At 65.3% G+C, this 15189-nt stretch carries 15 protein-coding genes and 1 tRNA gene; 9 read left to right on the forward strand and 7 right to left on the reverse strand.

The features are described from left to right. Positions 1 to 1212: an FAD-binding oxidoreductase gene (locus GSQ76_RS02815; RefSeq protein ID WP_254070206.1), complete on the reverse strand. Its 1212-nt coding sequence runs from the start codon at positions 1210 to 1212 to the stop codon at positions 1 to 3. A 78-nt stretch (positions 1213 to 1290) separates the two neighbouring features. Here GSQ76_RS02815 and GSQ76_RS02820 point away from each other — a divergent pair, with 78 nt between their 5' ends. Further along, the gene (locus tag GSQ76_RS02820; RefSeq protein ID WP_158742392.1) at positions 1291 to 2322 is read left to right on the forward strand and encodes an LLM class flavin-dependent oxidoreductase; all 1032 of its coding nucleotides are present in this window, start codon (positions 1291 to 1293) and stop codon (positions 2320 to 2322) included. Here the strand turns inward: GSQ76_RS02820 and GSQ76_RS02825 are convergent. Then, entirely contained in the window at positions 2319 to 2729 is a 411-nt protein-coding gene (locus GSQ76_RS02825) for an MmcQ/YjbR family DNA-binding protein (protein ID WP_254070207.1), read from the reverse strand. The genes GSQ76_RS02820 and GSQ76_RS02825 overlap by 4 nt on opposite strands. A gap of 108 nt (positions 2730 to 2837) precedes the next feature. On the opposite strand from GSQ76_RS02825, the gene GSQ76_RS02830 reads away from it, so the two are divergent. The 4 genes from GSQ76_RS02830 to argC all read left to right on the forward strand — a co-directional run bounded on the left by GSQ76_RS02830 (position 2838) and on the right by argC (position 8009). Beyond that, the gene (locus GSQ76_RS02830) at positions 2838 to 5081 is read left to right on the forward strand and encodes a helicase-related protein (RefSeq protein WP_158742393.1); all 2244 of its coding nucleotides are present in this window, start codon (positions 2838 to 2840) and stop codon (positions 5079 to 5081) included. A 201-nt stretch (positions 5082 to 5282) separates the two neighbouring features. Further along, complete coding sequence (locus tag GSQ76_RS02835) at positions 5283 to 5579, forward strand: hypothetical protein (protein ID WP_158742394.1); 297 nt, start codon at positions 5283 to 5285, stop codon at positions 5577 to 5579. Between the two features lie 269 nt (positions 5580 to 5848). Continuing rightward, positions 5849 to 6742, forward strand: coding sequence for a rhodanese-related sulfurtransferase (locus GSQ76_RS02840; RefSeq protein WP_158742395.1), 894 nt, complete (start codon positions 5849 to 5851; stop codon positions 6740 to 6742). Positions 6743 to 7031: 289 nt separating this feature from the next. After that, positions 7032 to 8009, forward strand: coding sequence for an N-acetyl-gamma-glutamyl-phosphate reductase (gene argC / locus GSQ76_RS02845; RefSeq protein WP_158742396.1), 978 nt, complete (start codon positions 7032 to 7034; stop codon positions 8007 to 8009). Positions 8010 to 8105: 96 nt separating this feature from the next. On the opposite strand, the gene GSQ76_RS02850 is transcribed toward argC, so the two are convergent. The 3 genes from GSQ76_RS02850 to lepA form a co-directional block, all read right to left on the reverse strand. Continuing rightward, on the reverse strand, positions 8106 to 8411 hold the full coding sequence (locus GSQ76_RS02850) for a hypothetical protein (RefSeq protein ID WP_158742397.1): 306 nt from the start codon (positions 8409 to 8411) through the stop codon (positions 8106 to 8108). Between the two features lie 73 nt (positions 8412 to 8484). After that, positions 8485 to 8574 (reverse strand) — tRNA-Ser (locus tag GSQ76_RS02855). Between the two features lie 69 nt (positions 8575 to 8643). Beyond that, positions 8644 to 10449 carry a translation elongation factor 4 gene (gene lepA / locus GSQ76_RS02860; protein WP_158742398.1) on the reverse strand — a complete coding sequence of 602 codons (1806 nt, stop codon included), beginning with the start codon at positions 10447 to 10449 and terminating at the stop codon, positions 8644 to 8646. 123 nt (positions 10450 to 10572) lie between these two features. Between lepA and GSQ76_RS02865 the strand changes: the two genes are divergently transcribed. Then, complete coding sequence (locus GSQ76_RS02865) at positions 10573 to 11802, forward strand: ABC transporter substrate-binding protein (RefSeq protein WP_158742399.1); 1230 nt, start codon at positions 10573 to 10575, stop codon at positions 11800 to 11802. 12 nt (positions 11803 to 11814) lie between these two features. Beyond that, positions 11815 to 12282 (forward strand): GNAT family N-acetyltransferase, encoded by a 468-nt coding sequence (locus GSQ76_RS02870; protein ID WP_158742400.1) that lies wholly within the window; start codon positions 11815 to 11817, stop codon positions 12280 to 12282. 37 nt (positions 12283 to 12319) lie between these two features. On the opposite strand, the gene GSQ76_RS02875 is transcribed toward GSQ76_RS02870, so the two are convergent. Both GSQ76_RS02875 and GSQ76_RS02880 read right to left on the reverse strand, forming a co-directional pair. After that, positions 12320 to 12868 (reverse strand): hypothetical protein, encoded by a 549-nt coding sequence (locus tag GSQ76_RS02875; RefSeq protein ID WP_158742401.1) that lies wholly within the window; start codon positions 12866 to 12868, stop codon positions 12320 to 12322. Beyond that, complete coding sequence (locus tag GSQ76_RS02880) at positions 12865 to 13326, reverse strand: hypothetical protein (protein WP_158742402.1); 462 nt, start codon at positions 13324 to 13326, stop codon at positions 12865 to 12867. The genes GSQ76_RS02875 and GSQ76_RS02880 overlap by 4 nt, the downstream gene beginning before the upstream one ends. 305 nt (positions 13327 to 13631) lie before the next feature. Between GSQ76_RS02880 and GSQ76_RS02885 the strand changes: the two genes are divergently transcribed. Next, positions 13632 to 13811, forward strand: coding sequence for a DUF3311 domain-containing protein (locus tag GSQ76_RS02885; protein WP_158742403.1), 180 nt, complete (start codon positions 13632 to 13634; stop codon positions 13809 to 13811). After that, a partial coding sequence (mctP, locus tag GSQ76_RS02890; RefSeq protein WP_272482673.1) for a monocarboxylate uptake permease MctP occupies positions 13808 to 15189 on the forward strand: 1382 nt, incomplete at its 3' end. The genes GSQ76_RS02885 and mctP, both read left to right, overlap by 4 nt.

The following is a 15189-nucleotide window of genomic DNA, read 5'->3' on the forward strand; positions in this document are numbered from 1 at the left end:
TTAGTAGACATGTTCTTCGATTGCCAGATTGGCCGCGATCCGCTCGTACGCGAAGGGCCGCAGGTCGATGGAGCGTGATTCGCCATACAGGATGATCTCGCTGGCACCGGCCCCGGCGGCCGGCGAGTGCATCATGCCATGACCGCTGAAGCCGCAGGCGAAGATGAAGTTCGCGACGGCCGGGTGGCGGCCAATAATGCCGCTATGGTCGAACAGATTGTATTCGTACAGCCCGGCCCAACTCCGTAGCAGGCGCAATTGCTCGAACCCGGGGATGCGGTGGGCGAGGGCAGGCCAGATCAGGTCGTCGAACAGGGCATGATCGACCTCCAGGCTGAAATCATCTGCCGCGTTTTCCGTCAGGGGCGTGACGGTGGCGAGGTAGTATTGACCCTCCGGCCGCATGGCCATGCCGCTGGTGTCGAAGATGAAAGGGCCGTGCGGGATTTTAAGCGGGCTGTCGAACACGAACACGCAGCGCCGCCGCGGCTCCACTGGCAGGTCCAATCCGGCCATCTCTGCGATGCCTTTGCTCCACGCACCAGCGGCGTTGACCACGGTGCCGCAGGCAAGCCGATCACCATGCCCCAACCGCACCGCAACCGCACGGCCGAACTCCATGTCGATGCCGGTCACGCGATCGGCGATGTAGTCGACCCCCTGCGCGCGTGCCTTGCGCCGAAATGCCTGCAGAAGACCGGGACCGTCGAACCAGCCCTCCTTTACCGGTCCATACGAGCCAATGCCTAGATCATCCACGTTCAACCAAGGGTGGCGGCGACGCATCTCGTTCGGGGTGAGCAACTCCGTCTCGATCCCGCAGGCGCGCTGCGCGGCGTTCTTCGCCTCAAAACCGGCAATGTGCTCGGGCGTGCCGAGGATCAGGTAGCCCGGCTCCCGTAACGAGATGTCGGCGCTGTGGTCGTCTACCTCCAGGATGGTCGCCGCGTTGCGCAGGAACTCGATGCTGTAGGCGGACATGCGGATGTTCGGCTGTGTGCCGAATTGCTGCCGGATGGAGCTGGTGGATAGCGAGGAGGAGGCAGTGGTGTAGGTCGGATCCCGCTCGACCACCGCGATGCTGCCGCGAAAATCCGGGTTGGCAGACAGATGATAGGCGACCGAACTGCCAATGACCCCGCCGCCGATGATGACGACGTCGTACGAACCCTGCATGATTCCCCGCTCCGGCTGCCCGAACAACAGAAGCATATTTCATGCCCGGTGGCGGTGCGCCGCGTGACGGGTTACTCACGGATGAAGCAGATACTCGCAGGAGAGCCGGGTCGCATGGAGTTCGCGCTATTCAACCTGATGTCGCAGCACAGCGCGGACGACGTGCCGGCGGCGATCCTGACCAACGCGGTGGACCAGGTTCGCCTGGCCGATGATCTAGGCTTCGACGTCGCCTGGTTCGCCGAGCACCATTTCTCCAGCCACTCCGTCTGCGCCTCCCCGCTGATGATGGCGGCAGCCTGCGCCAGCGTGACAAAGCGCATCCGGCTGGGGCCGGCGGTGGTGGTGCTGCCGCTGCACCATCCGCTGCGGGTGGTGCAGGAGGTCGGGATGCTCGACGCGCTCAGCGGTGGCCGGGTCGTGCTGGGGCTAGGCACTGGCCACCAGCCGCACGAATTCCGCACCTACGGCGTGCCGATCCACGAGCGTGTGGCGATCCTGGAAGAAGGCTGGGATATCGTCGAGCAGGGGCTGACGCAGGGTAAAGTGGCCCATACCGGAACCTATTTCAGCATCCCGTCCACCCCCATCGTCGGGCTGAAGCAGGTCGCTGGCATGCCGCCGACCTATCTTGCTGGCGGCGACGCCCACCTGCTGCGCCGCGCTGCGCGGAAGGGAACGACCCCATTGGTGAGCCAAGGGTTCAAGCTACCGGAAGCGATGTCCCGCGCCCGCGCCCTGGTGGACGAAAGCTTTGCCGAGGGCGGCTGGCAGGGCCGCGCCCCGCTGGGCCTGCAGCGTTACATCTTCATCACCGACGACCCGGCCGAGGCCCGTATCGCCGCCCAGGGCGTGCTGCGGATGGCCCGCACCGCACTGAGCCTGCGCGACGAAATCCCCCCGCGCGAGGGCGCCTGGCTGCGCTCCGTCCCTTTCGAGACGGAACCGACGCTGGACTGGCTGCTGGAGCATTCCCCGATCGGCCCGGCCAGCAAAGTGGCCGACATCCTGGCGCGCGACATCGCCCTGCTGCACCCGACGCATATGAGCCTCTATATGGGGTTTACGCCGTTCCCGCAGCCTCGGGTGATGACCGCGATCGAGCGGTTCGGGACGGAGGTTCTACCGTTGCTGAAGGGCACCTAGCCCGGCGCATCGATCCGCGCAGCCAGCCGCTTTGGCGCGACCAGCCGGTAGCTGCGTCGGACCAGGCTTTCGACCTCCGCCCAGTCTGGTTTCTGATCGAGCCACATCGCAACCCAACCCTTCGGCCCAAGATAAGGCGGTGCAAAGAAACGCGCCGGGTCGGTGGTGACGAGGATCCGCTGGCTCCCTGGCGGCGCCTTCAACCACACGGCGGGACGGCCGTCGCGATGGCTGACCATGGCGAAAATCTTCTCCCGCACCCGAAAGTTCGGCGCCTCCCACGTCTCCCGCTCCGTCGCATCGGGCAGGGCAAGACAGATAGGGCGGAGGCGGTCGATCGGGGGCATGTGGCCGAGCATGCCGGAAGGCAGGGCGGTCGGGGAGGGCGTGAAGCGGCACGCCTGCATTTGGGCCGGCTGTTTCAGTCATTCGCACTGGGATCGTCCTCGCAGGGCGGGGCCTTGCCCCCCGACCAGGCCTGTCCTGTTCGCCGCGCTGCGGGCATATGTCGCGGCATGAGTGAAGCCCCCCGATTGCAGCCCCTCGTTCAGCGTCTGCTCGGCCTTGCCCGGGTGAGCGGCGACGTGCCCGCCACGCCGGCCGACGCCGAAGCGGCGGCGGAGGCGCTGCTTGCCACCGGGCCAGTCAGCGATGAAACCGCACTCGACACGCTGCGCGCCACCATCGCCGTGCGCTTGGCCGCAAGCAATCGCGGCGACGTCGATGCGACCTTCGCCGCGGCAGCCGAGGCGGTCGAGGCGCTGACCGGCCACCCGCCAGGCATTCCGGCAATCCAGGAGATCGCGAACCTGGTTGCGACGGCAACCGGGCTTGATCCCGCTGCCGCCAAGGCGCTCCGCCAGCGGCTGGTCGCGACCGAACGCAGCCGCCGCGGTGCGGCCCGGCTGGCGCGGGAGCGAGCCCGTGAGATCCAGCAGGCCGAGGAGCGGCGCCTCAGTGAATGGGAGGGCGAACTGGTCGGCCCCGAGGCGCTCCCCGGCCTGCTCGGTGCGCCCCGCAAGCTGATCGAACGGTGGATTGCGGAGGGCTTGATCCCGGTCGCGCGCAGCACTGCGGTGCACCGCGGCGGCAGGATGGTCGAGGATTTGGAGTTCCATCCCGACCAGATCACCCCCCTGCTGTCCAAGGTGGCGAGCTGGACCACGCGGAATGCCGAGCCCCGGCGGTCCCGCATCTCGAACGGGGTGATTGCCCGCCGCGCCGGGCTCGACCGCTACGCCGCGCATTTCGCCGAGGCGCGTGCGCTCGACCGGCGCATCACCGTGGTGATCGGCCCAACCAATTCCGGCAAATCGCACTACGCGCTGGATCGGCTGGCCGCGGCGGAAAGTGGGGCGGCCCTGGTGCCGCTGCGCCTGCTGGCGCTGGAGTTTCAGGACGCGCTGGCGGCGCGCGGGGTGCTGGCCAGCCTCATGACAGGGGAGGAGCGCCAGGTATTTCCCGGCGCCAAGCACGTCGCCTGCACCGTGGAGATGGCGCATACCAGCCGGACCGTGGATGTGGCCGTGATCGACGAGGCGCAGATGCTGGGCGACCCCGACCGCGGCGCCGCCTGGACTGCGGCGATCATGGGCATCCCTGCTCACGAGGTGATCGTGCTCGGGGCACCGGACTGCCTGCCGCTGGTGCGCCGCATCGCCGAACTTTGCGACGAGCCGATGGAGGTCATCCGGCTGGAACGCAAGAGCCCCTTACGGGTCGCCTCGGAGCCGGTCGGACTGGCCTCGGTGACTGATGCGGATGCCCTGGTCGCGTTCTCGCGCCGGGAGATCTTCGCGCTGCGCGAGCAACTCGTGGCGCATGGGCGCACGGTCGCGGTGATCTACGGTGCGCTCGGCCCCGAAGTGCGGCGCGCCGAGAGCCGGCGCTTCCGCGACGGCGAGGCGCCAACCCTGGTCGCCACGGACGCGATCGGCATGGGGTTGAACCTGCCGATCCGCCGGGTCGTGTTCTCGACCCTGGTGAAATGGGACGGCCGGCAGGAGCGCTCGTTAACCCCGGCCGAGGTGCGCCAGATCGGCGGTCGCGCCGGGCGCTACGGACAGCACGAGGAGGGTGTCGTCGCCGTGCTCGCCGGCGGTGGCGACCCGGCCCGGCTCCGCTCCCTGATGGGCACCGAGCCCGCACCGCCCACCGACCTGCGGCCGCAGGTGTCGCCGGACCGGCGGATCGTGGCGGCGGTGGCCGAGGAACTCGGGACCAACAGCCTGTTGGAAACGCTGCGCCGCATCCGGGGCGCCGTACTGCGGCCCAATGACCCCAACTACCGGCTGGCCGATTTGGAAACCCAGATGGAGATCGCGGCCGTCATGGATGGCGCCGAACTGCCGTTGCTCGACCGCTGGACCTACGCGCTCTGCCCGATCGACGTGCGCGATGCCGGGATCGACCGCCTACTGCGCTGGGGGCTGGAGCACGCGGCTGGCGAGAGCGTTCGCGTGCCCACGGCCGGCCACCTGCCGGCACCGCACCGGGCCGACCAGGCGGCGCTGGAACGGGCGGAGAAGGTCGCCAAGCGCCTGGTCGCCTGGCGCTGGCTGTCGCAGCACTTCCCCGACAGCTACGCCGACACCGAGTTCGCCGGCACGGAGCGAAAGCGGTTGGACGGGTTCATCGAGGCCGTGCTGCAGCAGCAGGCGATCGGCCGCAGCCACCGGGGTGGCAAGCGGCCACCGAAAGCGACCGAACAACCGGCCAGTGGCGATAAGATACGTGGAAGGAGCCGCTACCGACCCTGAGCGGTCTATCGCGTCCGGTCATCAAGCGTGCGCAATCCGCTCCAAGATCATGGACTCCGCGGCAGCGCGGCTTGGACGCTCCACGGTGTCGTAGCAGGCCGCTGCGAACCAATGGCTTTGGATGGCAGACCCAAACGCCGTTCCCGCCGCGCCGGCAGACCATTCCGCCTCTACCGGCAGAGACGCTTTTGCCGACAGCCAATGGATCCGGTGACCGTCGACGATCGCCATATCGCCCAGTTCCAAAGTGGCCGACGCCTCTGGATCGTGGCCTTCGCGCCGCCAACTCCGGAAATCCTCTGGCCAAATGTCGCGGGCATGGAGGACCTGACCCGAAGCCCGCAGCGCGAAAAGAACGAACCACCGGTCGTGGGCATCATCCACATGCGGGTCCGCCTCGAGGCAGAACACGGTGTCCAAGCCCGACACAGCGAGCATTTTGACCCGGCCTCGATCGGCGTGTTGAGGTATGTCGAGCGTGGCGACCGTGTCGTCTGAAAGAACCGCCAATTCGGGCAACCACGATCGCAGGGAGGGGCACTTGACCTGCCATGTCTCGATCAATGGGAAGACACGGCTGGGAACTGGTTTCATCGGCCATCCTCGGTTGGCAGCCGATTGCAGCAGGTTCTGTAACCGCCGGGTGCGGGCGTGTTTAGGACGGCGATGGGCGCTCGTGTCAAATCAGGTCGACGAGATTATCGGCACGCGACGTCAGTCGGTGAGCCAATTTTGTAGCAGTGAGTCCCGCGGCGTATAGATAGGCTATGCCATATACGATCACGGCGTTTTACCGCTTTACACCATTGAGCGATGCCGCTGCGTCTCACCGGGCATTCAAGCAGGCGCTCGCGCCGCTTGGCCTTTGCGGGACATTGCTGATTGCCCCGGAAGGCATCAATGGTACGATCGCGGGAAGCCCGGACGCCATCGAGATGATGTTGTCGTTCTTGCACGAACAGACTGGTTTGCTGCGCCAGGAGGTCAAGTTTTCCGCGGCGGAGGTGAAGCCGTTCAATCGGCTGAAAGTACGCCTGAAGCGTGAGATCATCACCTTCAACCAACCGACCGCAAATCCTGCACGTCTACCTGGCACATACGTGGCGCCAAAGGAGTGGAACCTGCTTCTGGACGATCCCGAGGTCACCGTGCTGGACACGCGCAATCTTTACGAAACCGCCATTGGAAGGTTCACGGGCGCCAGCGATCCGCAAATCGAGAACTTTACAGAGTTCGCCGCCTACGTCCGTTCCAAACTTGACCCGGCCAAGAATAGAAAGATCGCGATGTATTGCACGGGCGGTATCCGGTGCGAGAAAGCCTCCGCCTTCATGCGTGCCGAAGGCTTCGATGAAGTCTATCACCTGCAGGGCGGCATCCTCAGGTATTTGGAGGAGATGCCTGAATCCGAAAGCCGATGGCAGGGAGATTGTTACGTCTTCGACAAACGGATGGCAGTTGGGCACGGTTTGGCGACCGGCCACTATTCGATGTGCTTCTGCTGCGGCTACCCGCTGTCGACGGGTGATGTGACACACCCTCTCTACGAAGCCGGCGTGTCTTGTGGCCACTGCCACGGGGAGACGAGTGCTGCCGACAAAGCCCGGTTTCGGGAGCGCCAGCGCCAGGTCCAAAGGCGACCAACTGAACCCGCCACGTAGGCTGCAATTCTCGCCGCTTGCGGCCCGTACCGACAATCTGCTTGACGATGGCAGTCGGTCGCAACAGTGTCGCCGGACATGCTCAGCAACCAGGCCCTGTGTGATCGACGCCGACGCAGCTGTTCCCAAGCGGCGGCTGTTTGCGCTGCGCGTCGATCAGCGTCCTTTCGGATGGTGACTGCCTCATCGTAGGTCCCACCCGCCGAAACGACCCGGCCCGCATTCCCGAACCTCCGCAGCCCTCGGCTTCGGGGGTTTTATTTTGCCCGACCACTAGAAGGACAGCACCATGAGTATTCGCGCCGGCATTGTCGGGATCAGCGGTTTTGGCGGCGGTGAGGCAATGCGCCTGATCGCGAGCCACCCTTCGTTCGAACTCATCTACGCGGCAGGCGAGGGCAGCGCCGGCAGCCGTCTGGTGGATCGCTTCCCCGGCGTGCCGGCCAAGCTGGCCGAACTGGTGATCGAGAAGTGGGACCCTGCGACCCTGCCGAAGCTGGACGTGTTATTCGCCTCGCTGCCGACCGGCGCCTCGGCCGAAGCGCTGACGCGGATCCCCAAGGACGTGAAGATCGTCGATATCGGCGGCGACCACCGCTACGCAGAAGGATGGGCTTACGGCCTGGCCGACGTCTGGCCGGGCCAGATCGAGGGCCAGACCCGTGTTGCCAACCCCGGTTGCTTCCCCGCGGCAACGCTGACGGCGCTGGCGCCGCTGTTGGCCAACAGGCTGATCGAGCCCGGCAACATCATCATCGACGCCAAGACGGGCATCTCCGGCGCCGGGCGGGGCGGCGGCGACAGCAGGTTCGGCTACGCCGAGAGCAACGAGAACTTGGTGCCTTACGGTCTGCTCAAGCACGTCCACATGCCCGAGATTGCCGAGACGATCGAGCGGCTGAGCGGCGGCAGCGCGGCCGGGTTGGTGTTCACGCCCCATTTGGTGCCGATGACCCGCGGCGTGCTCGTCACCATCTACTGCCGCGGTCGCGCCACCACGGTTGAGTGCCTGAACGCGGCCCGGCGCTTCTACGCCGGGCGGGCGTTCGTGCGCGTCACCGACAAGCCGCCGCAGACCAAATGGGCTACCGGCTCGAACCTGGCATTTGTTAGTTATGCAGCCGATCCAGAGCGCAACCTGGTCATCGCGATGGGCGTGGTCGACAATTTGGGCAAGGGAGCGGCTGGTCAGGCGGTGCAGAACGCTAACCTGATCTGCGGCCTGCCAGAAACCGAGGGGCTGGATGGCGGACCCGTCTGGCCATGAAGAAGGCGGGCCTTCAGGCAGCGACTCGGTTTCGATTCGGAGGTCCGCTCGTGGTTGAGTGCAGCGGCCGGCCGCTCTGGTCGGGCGGAGGATTAACTAAGCGGCTCTTTGCGCCATCCGCACTTCGTCCAGCACTGCCTCATGCGTCGCCAATATGCGCCGCAGCGTGGGTTTGCCTTTGTCACTGGCCGCGGCGATGCCCTCGTGCATTTCCTCGATCCCCGTCGCCATCTGTTCGGCCAAGCCGGACAGCCGCTCCTGCAACTGCTCGCCGTCGTCTTTGAGGTCGGCCGTCCAGATCGCCAGGACGCGAGACAGTTCCGTGGTCGCGCGGGTGGGCGTGGCGCCCGCTTGCAGGAGTTTGATGAGCGGGGCCAGGTCGGCAGCAGGGGAGCGGGGCATGCGCCGGAGGGTAGCTAAGCGAACCCAGAATGGCTAGACGCCAAGGCGCTGCTTTTGGTCGGCTGGAATGGGATGGCGGACAGGGTGGGATTCGAACCCACGTTACGCGTTAACGCAAACACGCTTTCCAAGCGTGCGCCTTCAGCCACTCGGCCACCTGTCCAGCGCCGCGGTGTCATAGCAATGTCGTGGCAGTGCGTCTATCCGGCGCGCCGCCAAATCAGCCCTGCGTCTATGCGTCCATCTTCAGGGCGGCCAAGAAGGCACTCTGCGGGATTTCGACCTTGCCGAACTGGCGCATCCGCTTCTTGCCCTCCTTCTGCTTCTCCAGCAGCTTGCGCTTGCGGCTGATGTCGCCGCCGTAGCACTTGGCGGTCACGTCCTTGCTCATGGCACCGATCGTCTCGCGCGCAATCACCCGGCCGCCGATCGCCGCCTGGATCGCGATCTTGAACAATTGGCGGGGGATCAACTCCTTCAGCTTGGCGCAGATCGCCCGGCCGCGGCTGTCGGCGGCGCTGCGGTGGGCGATGAAGCTCAGCGCGTCCACCGGGTCCTGGTTGACCAGGATGGAGATGCGGACCAGGTCGCTCTCCTTATAATCCTCCATCGCGTAGTCGAAGCTGGCGTAGCCGCGGCTGATCGATTTCAGCCGGTCGTAAAAGTCGAACACCACCTCGTTCAACGGCAGGCGGTAGACGGCCATGGCGCGGTTGCCGACATAGGTCAGATCCGATTGCTGGCCCCGGCGCTCGTTACAGAGGGTCAAAACGGAGCCGAGATACTCGTCCGGGACCATGATGGTCGCCTTGATCCAGGGCTCCTCCATATGGTCGATATAGGTCGGGTCGGGCATGTCGGCCGGGTTGTGCAGAGGCTCCATCGATCCGTCGTTCTTGAAGATGTGGTACACGACCGACGGCGCGGTCGCGATAAGGTCCAGGTCGAACTCGCGCGACAGGCGCTCCTGAATGATTTCCAGATGCAACAGGCCCAGAAAGCCGCAACGATAGCCGAAGCCGAGCGCGGCGGACGTCTCCGCCTCGTAATGGAAGCTGGCGTCGTTCAGTCGCAGCTTGCCCAGGCTCTCGCGCAATTTTTCGAAATCGTCGGCGTCCACAGGGAACAGGCCGCACCACACCACGGGGATGGAGGGTTTGAAGCCCGGCAGCGCCACCTCCGCCGGGTTGCGGTCATCGGTGATGGTATCGCCGACGTTGCAGTCGGCCACCGTCTTGATCGCGGCGGTGATGTAGCCCATCTCGCCCGGCCCGAGGTCGTCGGTCGGGATCATCTTCGGGGTGAAGACGCCGCATTGCTCCACCAGGTGGGCGGCGCCGTTCGACATCATGCGGATCTTCATGCCCCGCTTCAGCCGCCCGTCGCGCACGCGCACCAGGATCACGACGCCCAAATATTGGTCATACCAGCTATCCACCAGCAGGGCGGTCAGCGGCTTGTTGGCGTCGCCGGTGGGCGGGGGCAGGCGGGTGACCAGCGCCTCCAGCACGCCCTCGATGTTGATGCCGGTCTTGGCGCTGATCATCACCGCGTCGGACGCGTCCAGCCCGATCACGTCCTCGATCTGCTGCTTCACCTTGTCGGGCTCGGCCGCCGGCAGGTCGATCTTGTTCAGCACGGGCACGATCTCGTGGTTCGCGTCCATCGCCTGGTAGACGTTGGCCAGGGTCTGCGCCTCCACGCCCTGGGATGCGTCCACCACCAACAGGCTGCCCTCACAGGCGGCCAGCGAGCGGCTCACCTCGTAGGCGAAGTCCACATGGCCCGGCGTGTCCATCAGGTTCAACTGATAGGTCAGCCCGTCATGGGCCTTGTAGGCCAGGCGCACGGTCTGGGCCTTGATGGTAATCCCGCGCTCCTTCTCCAGCTCCATGTTGTCGAGAACCTGGGAGGTCATCTCGCGCGCGGTCAGCCCGCCGCAGACCTGGATCAGCCGGTCGGCGAGCGTGGATTTGCCATGGTCGATATGCGCGATGATCGAGAAATTGCGGATGCGCGAGAGCGGAGTGTCGGTCATGCCTGCTAAATAGGCGCAATCCTGTCCCGTGTCAGGACGTTTCGGGCTTGCGAGATGCGGCCGGCGGTTTGATACACGAAGAAGGCGGCCGGAGTGCCGTTGGAAACAGTCAAGGACATAACGATGCTCACTCGCCGGACTCTGTTCACGACAACCGCCGCCGGCACCGCGGCAGCAGTACTGCCCCGGATCGGCCGCGCGCAGGGCCGCCCCGTGATCAAGATCGGCGTGATGAACGACATGTCCGGTCCGTATCGGGATGCCACCGGCCAGGGCTCCGTCGTGTGCGTGCAGCAGGCGCTGAAGCAGTTCAACAGCAGCGCGTTCGACGTGCAGGTGATCGCCGCCGACCACCAGAACAAGCCGGATGTCGGCGCCGCCATTGCCCGGCAGTGGTTCGATCGCGACGGTGTCGACGTGATCATGGACGTCCCGACCTCCTCCGTGGCGCTGGCGGTGAACACGATCGCCAAGGAAAAGAACAAGCTCTACATCAACAATGGCGGTGGCACCGGCGACCTGACGGGGGAGCAATGCACCCCGGTGACGCTGCATTGGGCTTACGACACCTACATGCTGGCCAAGTCGACTGCGACGCAGGTGAGCAAGCTGGGCGGCAATAAGTGGTATTTCATCACCGCCGACTACGTGTTCGGCCAGCAGCTGTCTCGCGACGGCATCCGCTTTGCCAAGGAAGCCGGCAGCACCGTGCTAGGCGAACAGCGCTATCCATTCCCCGCGACGACGGATTTCTCGTCCCAGTTGCTGGCGGCGCAGTCCTCCGGCGCCAACGTCATCGGCTTGGGCAATGCCGGCACCGACACGTCGAACTGCGTGAAGCAGGCGCATGAATTCGGGATGCTGAAGACCATGAAGATTGCGGCCCTGCTGATGGAGATCACCGATGTCGAGGCGATCGGCACCGACATCGGCGCCGGCCTCTACGTCAGCGCCACTTTCTACTGGGACGCCAGCGAGGGCACGCGCAAGCTGACCAAGTCGGTCCAGGGGCTGATGCCCGCCAAGCAGCCGCCGAACATGATCCAGGCCGGTTGTTACGCCAGCGCGCTGCATTACCTGAAGTCGGTGACCGCAATGGGCGTCGACAAGGCACGCGATGGGGCCGCGATCTGCGCCCATATGAAGGCGATGCCGACCGACGACGAAGCCTTCGGCAAGAATCGTATCCGTAAGGACGGCCTCTGCCTGCTGCCGTCCTTCCTCTACCAGGTGAAGAGCACGGCCGAGAGCAAGGGCAAGTGGGACCTGCAGAAGTTGGTTGCGACGACCCCGGCGGAGCAGGCCTGGAAGCCGCTGGCCGAAGAGGGCTGCTCGCTTGCCCCTTCGGAGTAGGTCGGCAGCCGCGTGAGTTCTGGTCTCCGCTACGGGGTCGAAATCCGCGCGGCGCAGCCTGCCGATGCAGCCGAGATCGCCCGCCTGCTGGTGAGTGCAGGCGTGGTGATAACGGCGCGCGAGGTGACGGACCGGTTGGAGGCGACTCGCACCCGGCCGGAATCAACGACCCTGGTGGCAACCGGATATGGCGGGTTGAGCGGGGTGGTGGCGCTAGAGTGGGCGCCCAGCCTGCACCAGGCGCGACCGGCAGCACGAATTGGCGTGCTGGTCGTGGATGCGGGGGAGCGGCGGCACGGCATCGGCCGATTGCTGCTGAAGGCCGCATCCCAAGCTGCCCGAGTGGGCGGCTGCGATGGCATCGAACTGGTGGTGCCGCCGGGCCGGGATGCCGCGGCGGCGTTCTGCCGCGAAACCGGATTCGCGGAACACGGCGCGATGTTCGGCCGTTCGCTCCGAAAAACCAGCAAGACGAATTAGACGGTCGCCCCCCTCCTGGCGGGAGAGGGGCGGCTGGTTACTTCTTCTTGTGGGTCGCGGTCGGGTGGCTCTCGCGCCGGGCCGGGGTGGAGCGGCCGGAGCCCTCGGCGCCAGTTTCGATCACGCAGGCCATGTCCTTGGGCAGCAGGTCCTTCACCGCGGCGAACTGTGCCAGTTGCGGCACTGGGACGATTGCTGCCTCGGCAAAGATCGGCTTCTGGCGCGGGCAGAAATCGCTGCCCTCATGCTGGCCCTTCAGTCCCTGCTCGTTGGCCAGTAACGTGATGTAGCTGTCGTAGCGGGGCTGCGCGGCTCGGCCATAGGTCTTCTTGAACCAGGCATTCACCACGCCATCGGACCGAACCAGTTCGCTGCGGTCACGCTCTACGAAGTGGTTGTAATCTTCTTCGTTGCTGCAGGCGACGGCGAGCACGCTCAGCTCGCTCTTGAGCGCGCCGACGTCGAACGCTTCCTGGTCGGACGGGGACGCGCAGCGTGCTTGGGCGGCGGCCGTCATCCCAACCAGAACGGCGGTGGCCACAAGGGCGCGACCGGCCTTCAGGGCAATCATGCTGCGTGTGCTCACTTCGATGTCCTCGAACGCGTGGTGGTGGTGCGGGTCGTGGTGGCGCGGGTGGGGGCCTTCGTCGGCGCCGCGGCAGGCGCTGCGACGGCGGGGGGCGGGGCGGTATTGATGACGGCCACGTGCATCATCGCGTCACCCGGGATGAACTTCACGGCGAAGGCGTCGGGGCCAGTGGTGCCGGGGCGAGCGATGTAGTCGACCCGCGTGTCGTCGCCTACCAGGTGGACGTAGACCGAACCGTTGCGCGGCGCCTGCACCAAGAGGCCGGCGCCATAGGGTTGATCGTTCTGGCGCACTGGGATGCCGCACCAGCCATTGCCGCTGGTGGTCATCGTGGTGGCCGTGTCCTTGCCATCCGCCAGCGCAACGGCCGGGACGGTGCAGGTCGTGGCCTTGCCGGACAGATCGGTCGAATAGGTGACGTTCCGGGCACCCGCCACAGCTGACGGCTGATTCATACAGGCCGTCAGGCTCAGCAACGGCAGGAAGAGCAAAGCGGCAGTGTGTCTAGCATGCATTCGGGGCGGTCTTTCAGGTGCGCGGCGGGCGGCTGCCCGCTTGGTCTTGTCCACGAATGTGGCGGGTAGGGGCGTCCATACCAAAGCTTTGAGCCGAGGGGGAGTGTTGAGAGCGAAACGATCGGCAGGGAATTGATGCAGCGGTTTCAAACGTATTCAAGGCGGTCTTGCGGCGGCGCGTGAGGATGACGTAGTTTTAATGTTCAACCCGCCGGAACCAGCGGGTGTCAAGGGAGTTCTCGCCGGTGGCCTTCTTGCTTCTGCTACCCTTCATAGGGCTGTTGTGGATTCCATTCTACAACCAGGCGGAGCCATCGTGGCTCGGGTTCCCCTTCTTCTACTGGTATCAGTTGGCCTGGGTTCCGATTAGCTCGTTGATAACGTTCATCGTTTGGCGCAGCGGTAAGCGGAGCGACGACGCATGATCAGCCCGGATATCGATTGGTCGGCCTTCGCCGTTTTCATCTTCTTCTTCCTGCTCGTCTCCGTCATGGGCTTCGTCGCGGCCAAATGGCGCAAGCCGAAGACGCTCGCGCATATCGACGAATGGGGTCTGGGCGGACGCCAATTCGGCACATGGATCACCTGGTTCTTGGTTGGCGGCGATTTTTATACTGCCTACACCGTCATCGCTGTGCCGGCTTTGGTTTATGCCGTTGGTGCATATGGGTTTTTCGCGCTCCCATACACAATCATCGTTTATCCGATCGTCTTCGCGATCATGCCGAAACTTTGGGCCGTCGCTGCCAAGGGGGGGCACGTGACCGCAGCGGACGTGGTGCTCGCCCGATTCGGCTCCCGCAAGTTGGAGCTGGCCGTCGCCGTCACCGGTGTTCTGGCCACCATGCCCTACATCGCGCTGCAGTTGATCGGGATGGAGGTCGTCATCAAGGCATTGGGCCTGAACGGTGAGATCCCGCTGATCGTCGCCTTCCTGGTGCTGGCCTTCTACACTTACTCCGCCGGCCTGCGTGCCCCGGCGCTGATTGCCTTCGTCAAGGACATCATGATCTACATCGTGGTGCTGGTGGCGGTGGCCTACATCCCGCTGCGCCTGGGCGGCTATGGCGCCGTGTTCGACGCCGCTGCGGCGGGCTTCAAGGCAAAGGGCTCCGGCGGGCTGATCCTCGCCCCGGCGCAATACTTGCCGTATGCCACCCTCGCGCTTGGCTCGGCCATGGCGGCGTTCATGTATCCGCACACGCTGACGGGCATCTTCGCCTCCAAATCCGGCGAGACGATTCGCAAGAACGCGGTGCTGCTCCCGCTTTATACGCTGCTGCTGGGGCTGATCGCCTTGATGGGCTACATGGCCTACGCCGCCGGCGTGAAACCTGCCACGCCGAACGACACGGTTCCGGCGCTGTTCAAGGCGCTGTTCCCCGGCTGGTTTGCCGGGTTCGCCTTTGCCGCCATCGCGGTGGGCGCGCTGGTGCCGGCGGCCGTGATGTCGATCGGCGCCGCCAATCTGTTCACCCGTAATTTTTGGAAGGCGTATGTAAACCCATCCGTCAGCCCAGCGGGCGAGGCCGCGGTGGCAAAGGCGGTGTCGATGGTGGTGAAGCTCGGGGCGCTGGCGTTCGTGTTGCTTTTGGACAACACCGTCGCACTGAATTTGCAGCTACTGGGTGGGTTGTGGATCCTGCAGACCTTCCCGGCCGTGGTGTTCGGTCTGTTCACCCGGTGGTTCTCCGGCACCGCGCTACTCGCAGGCTGGGCGGTCGGCTTTTTCGGAGGCACCTATCTATGCTGGACCCAGGGGTTGAAGCCGCTCTACCCGCTCGTCATCGGCGGCGCGACCTA

The organism is Acidisphaera sp. L21 (assembly GCF_009765685.1).
Classification (GTDB): domain Bacteria; phylum Pseudomonadota; class Alphaproteobacteria; order Acetobacterales; family Acetobacteraceae; genus LMUY01.

Bases quoted from the DNA above. Each gene is read 5' to 3' on its own strand.
- GSQ76_RS02835 (WP_158742394.1), top strand. From the start codon at position 5,283: ATGGATCCGGTGACCGTCGACGATCGCCATATCGCCCAGTTCCAAAGT.
- GSQ76_RS02865 (WP_158742399.1), top strand. From the start codon at position 10,573: ATGCTCACTCGCCGGACTCTGTTCACGACAACCGCCGCCGGCACCGCG.
- GSQ76_RS02830 (WP_158742393.1), top strand. From the start codon at position 2,838: ATGAGTGAAGCCCCCCGATTGCAGCCCCTCGTTCAGCGTCTGCTCGGC.
- GSQ76_RS02840 (WP_158742395.1), top strand. From the start codon at position 5,849: ATGCCATATACGATCACGGCGTTTTACCGCTTTACACCATTGAGCGAT.
- GSQ76_RS02820 (WP_158742392.1), top strand. From the start codon at position 1,291: ATGGAGTTCGCGCTATTCAACCTGATGTCGCAGCACAGCGCGGACGAC.
- argC (WP_158742396.1), top strand. From the start codon at position 7,032: ATGAGTATTCGCGCCGGCATTGTCGGGATCAGCGGTTTTGGCGGCGGT.
- GSQ76_RS02850 (WP_158742397.1), bottom strand. From the start codon at position 8,411: ATGCCCCGCTCCCCTGCTGCCGACCTGGCCCCGCTCATCAAACTCCTG.
- lepA (WP_158742398.1), bottom strand. From the start codon at position 10,449: ATGACCGACACTCCGCTCTCGCGCATCCGCAATTTCTCGATCATCGCG.
- GSQ76_RS02825 (WP_254070207.1), bottom strand. From the start codon at position 2,729: ATGCAGGCGTGCCGCTTCACGCCCTCCCCGACCGCCCTGCCTTCCGGC.
- GSQ76_RS02880 (WP_158742402.1), bottom strand. From the start codon at position 13,326: ATGAATCAGCCGTCAGCTGTGGCGGGTGCCCGGAACGTCACCTATTCG.
- GSQ76_RS02815 (WP_254070206.1), bottom strand. From the start codon at position 1,212: ATGCTTCTGTTGTTCGGGCAGCCGGAGCGGGGAATCATGCAGGGTTCG.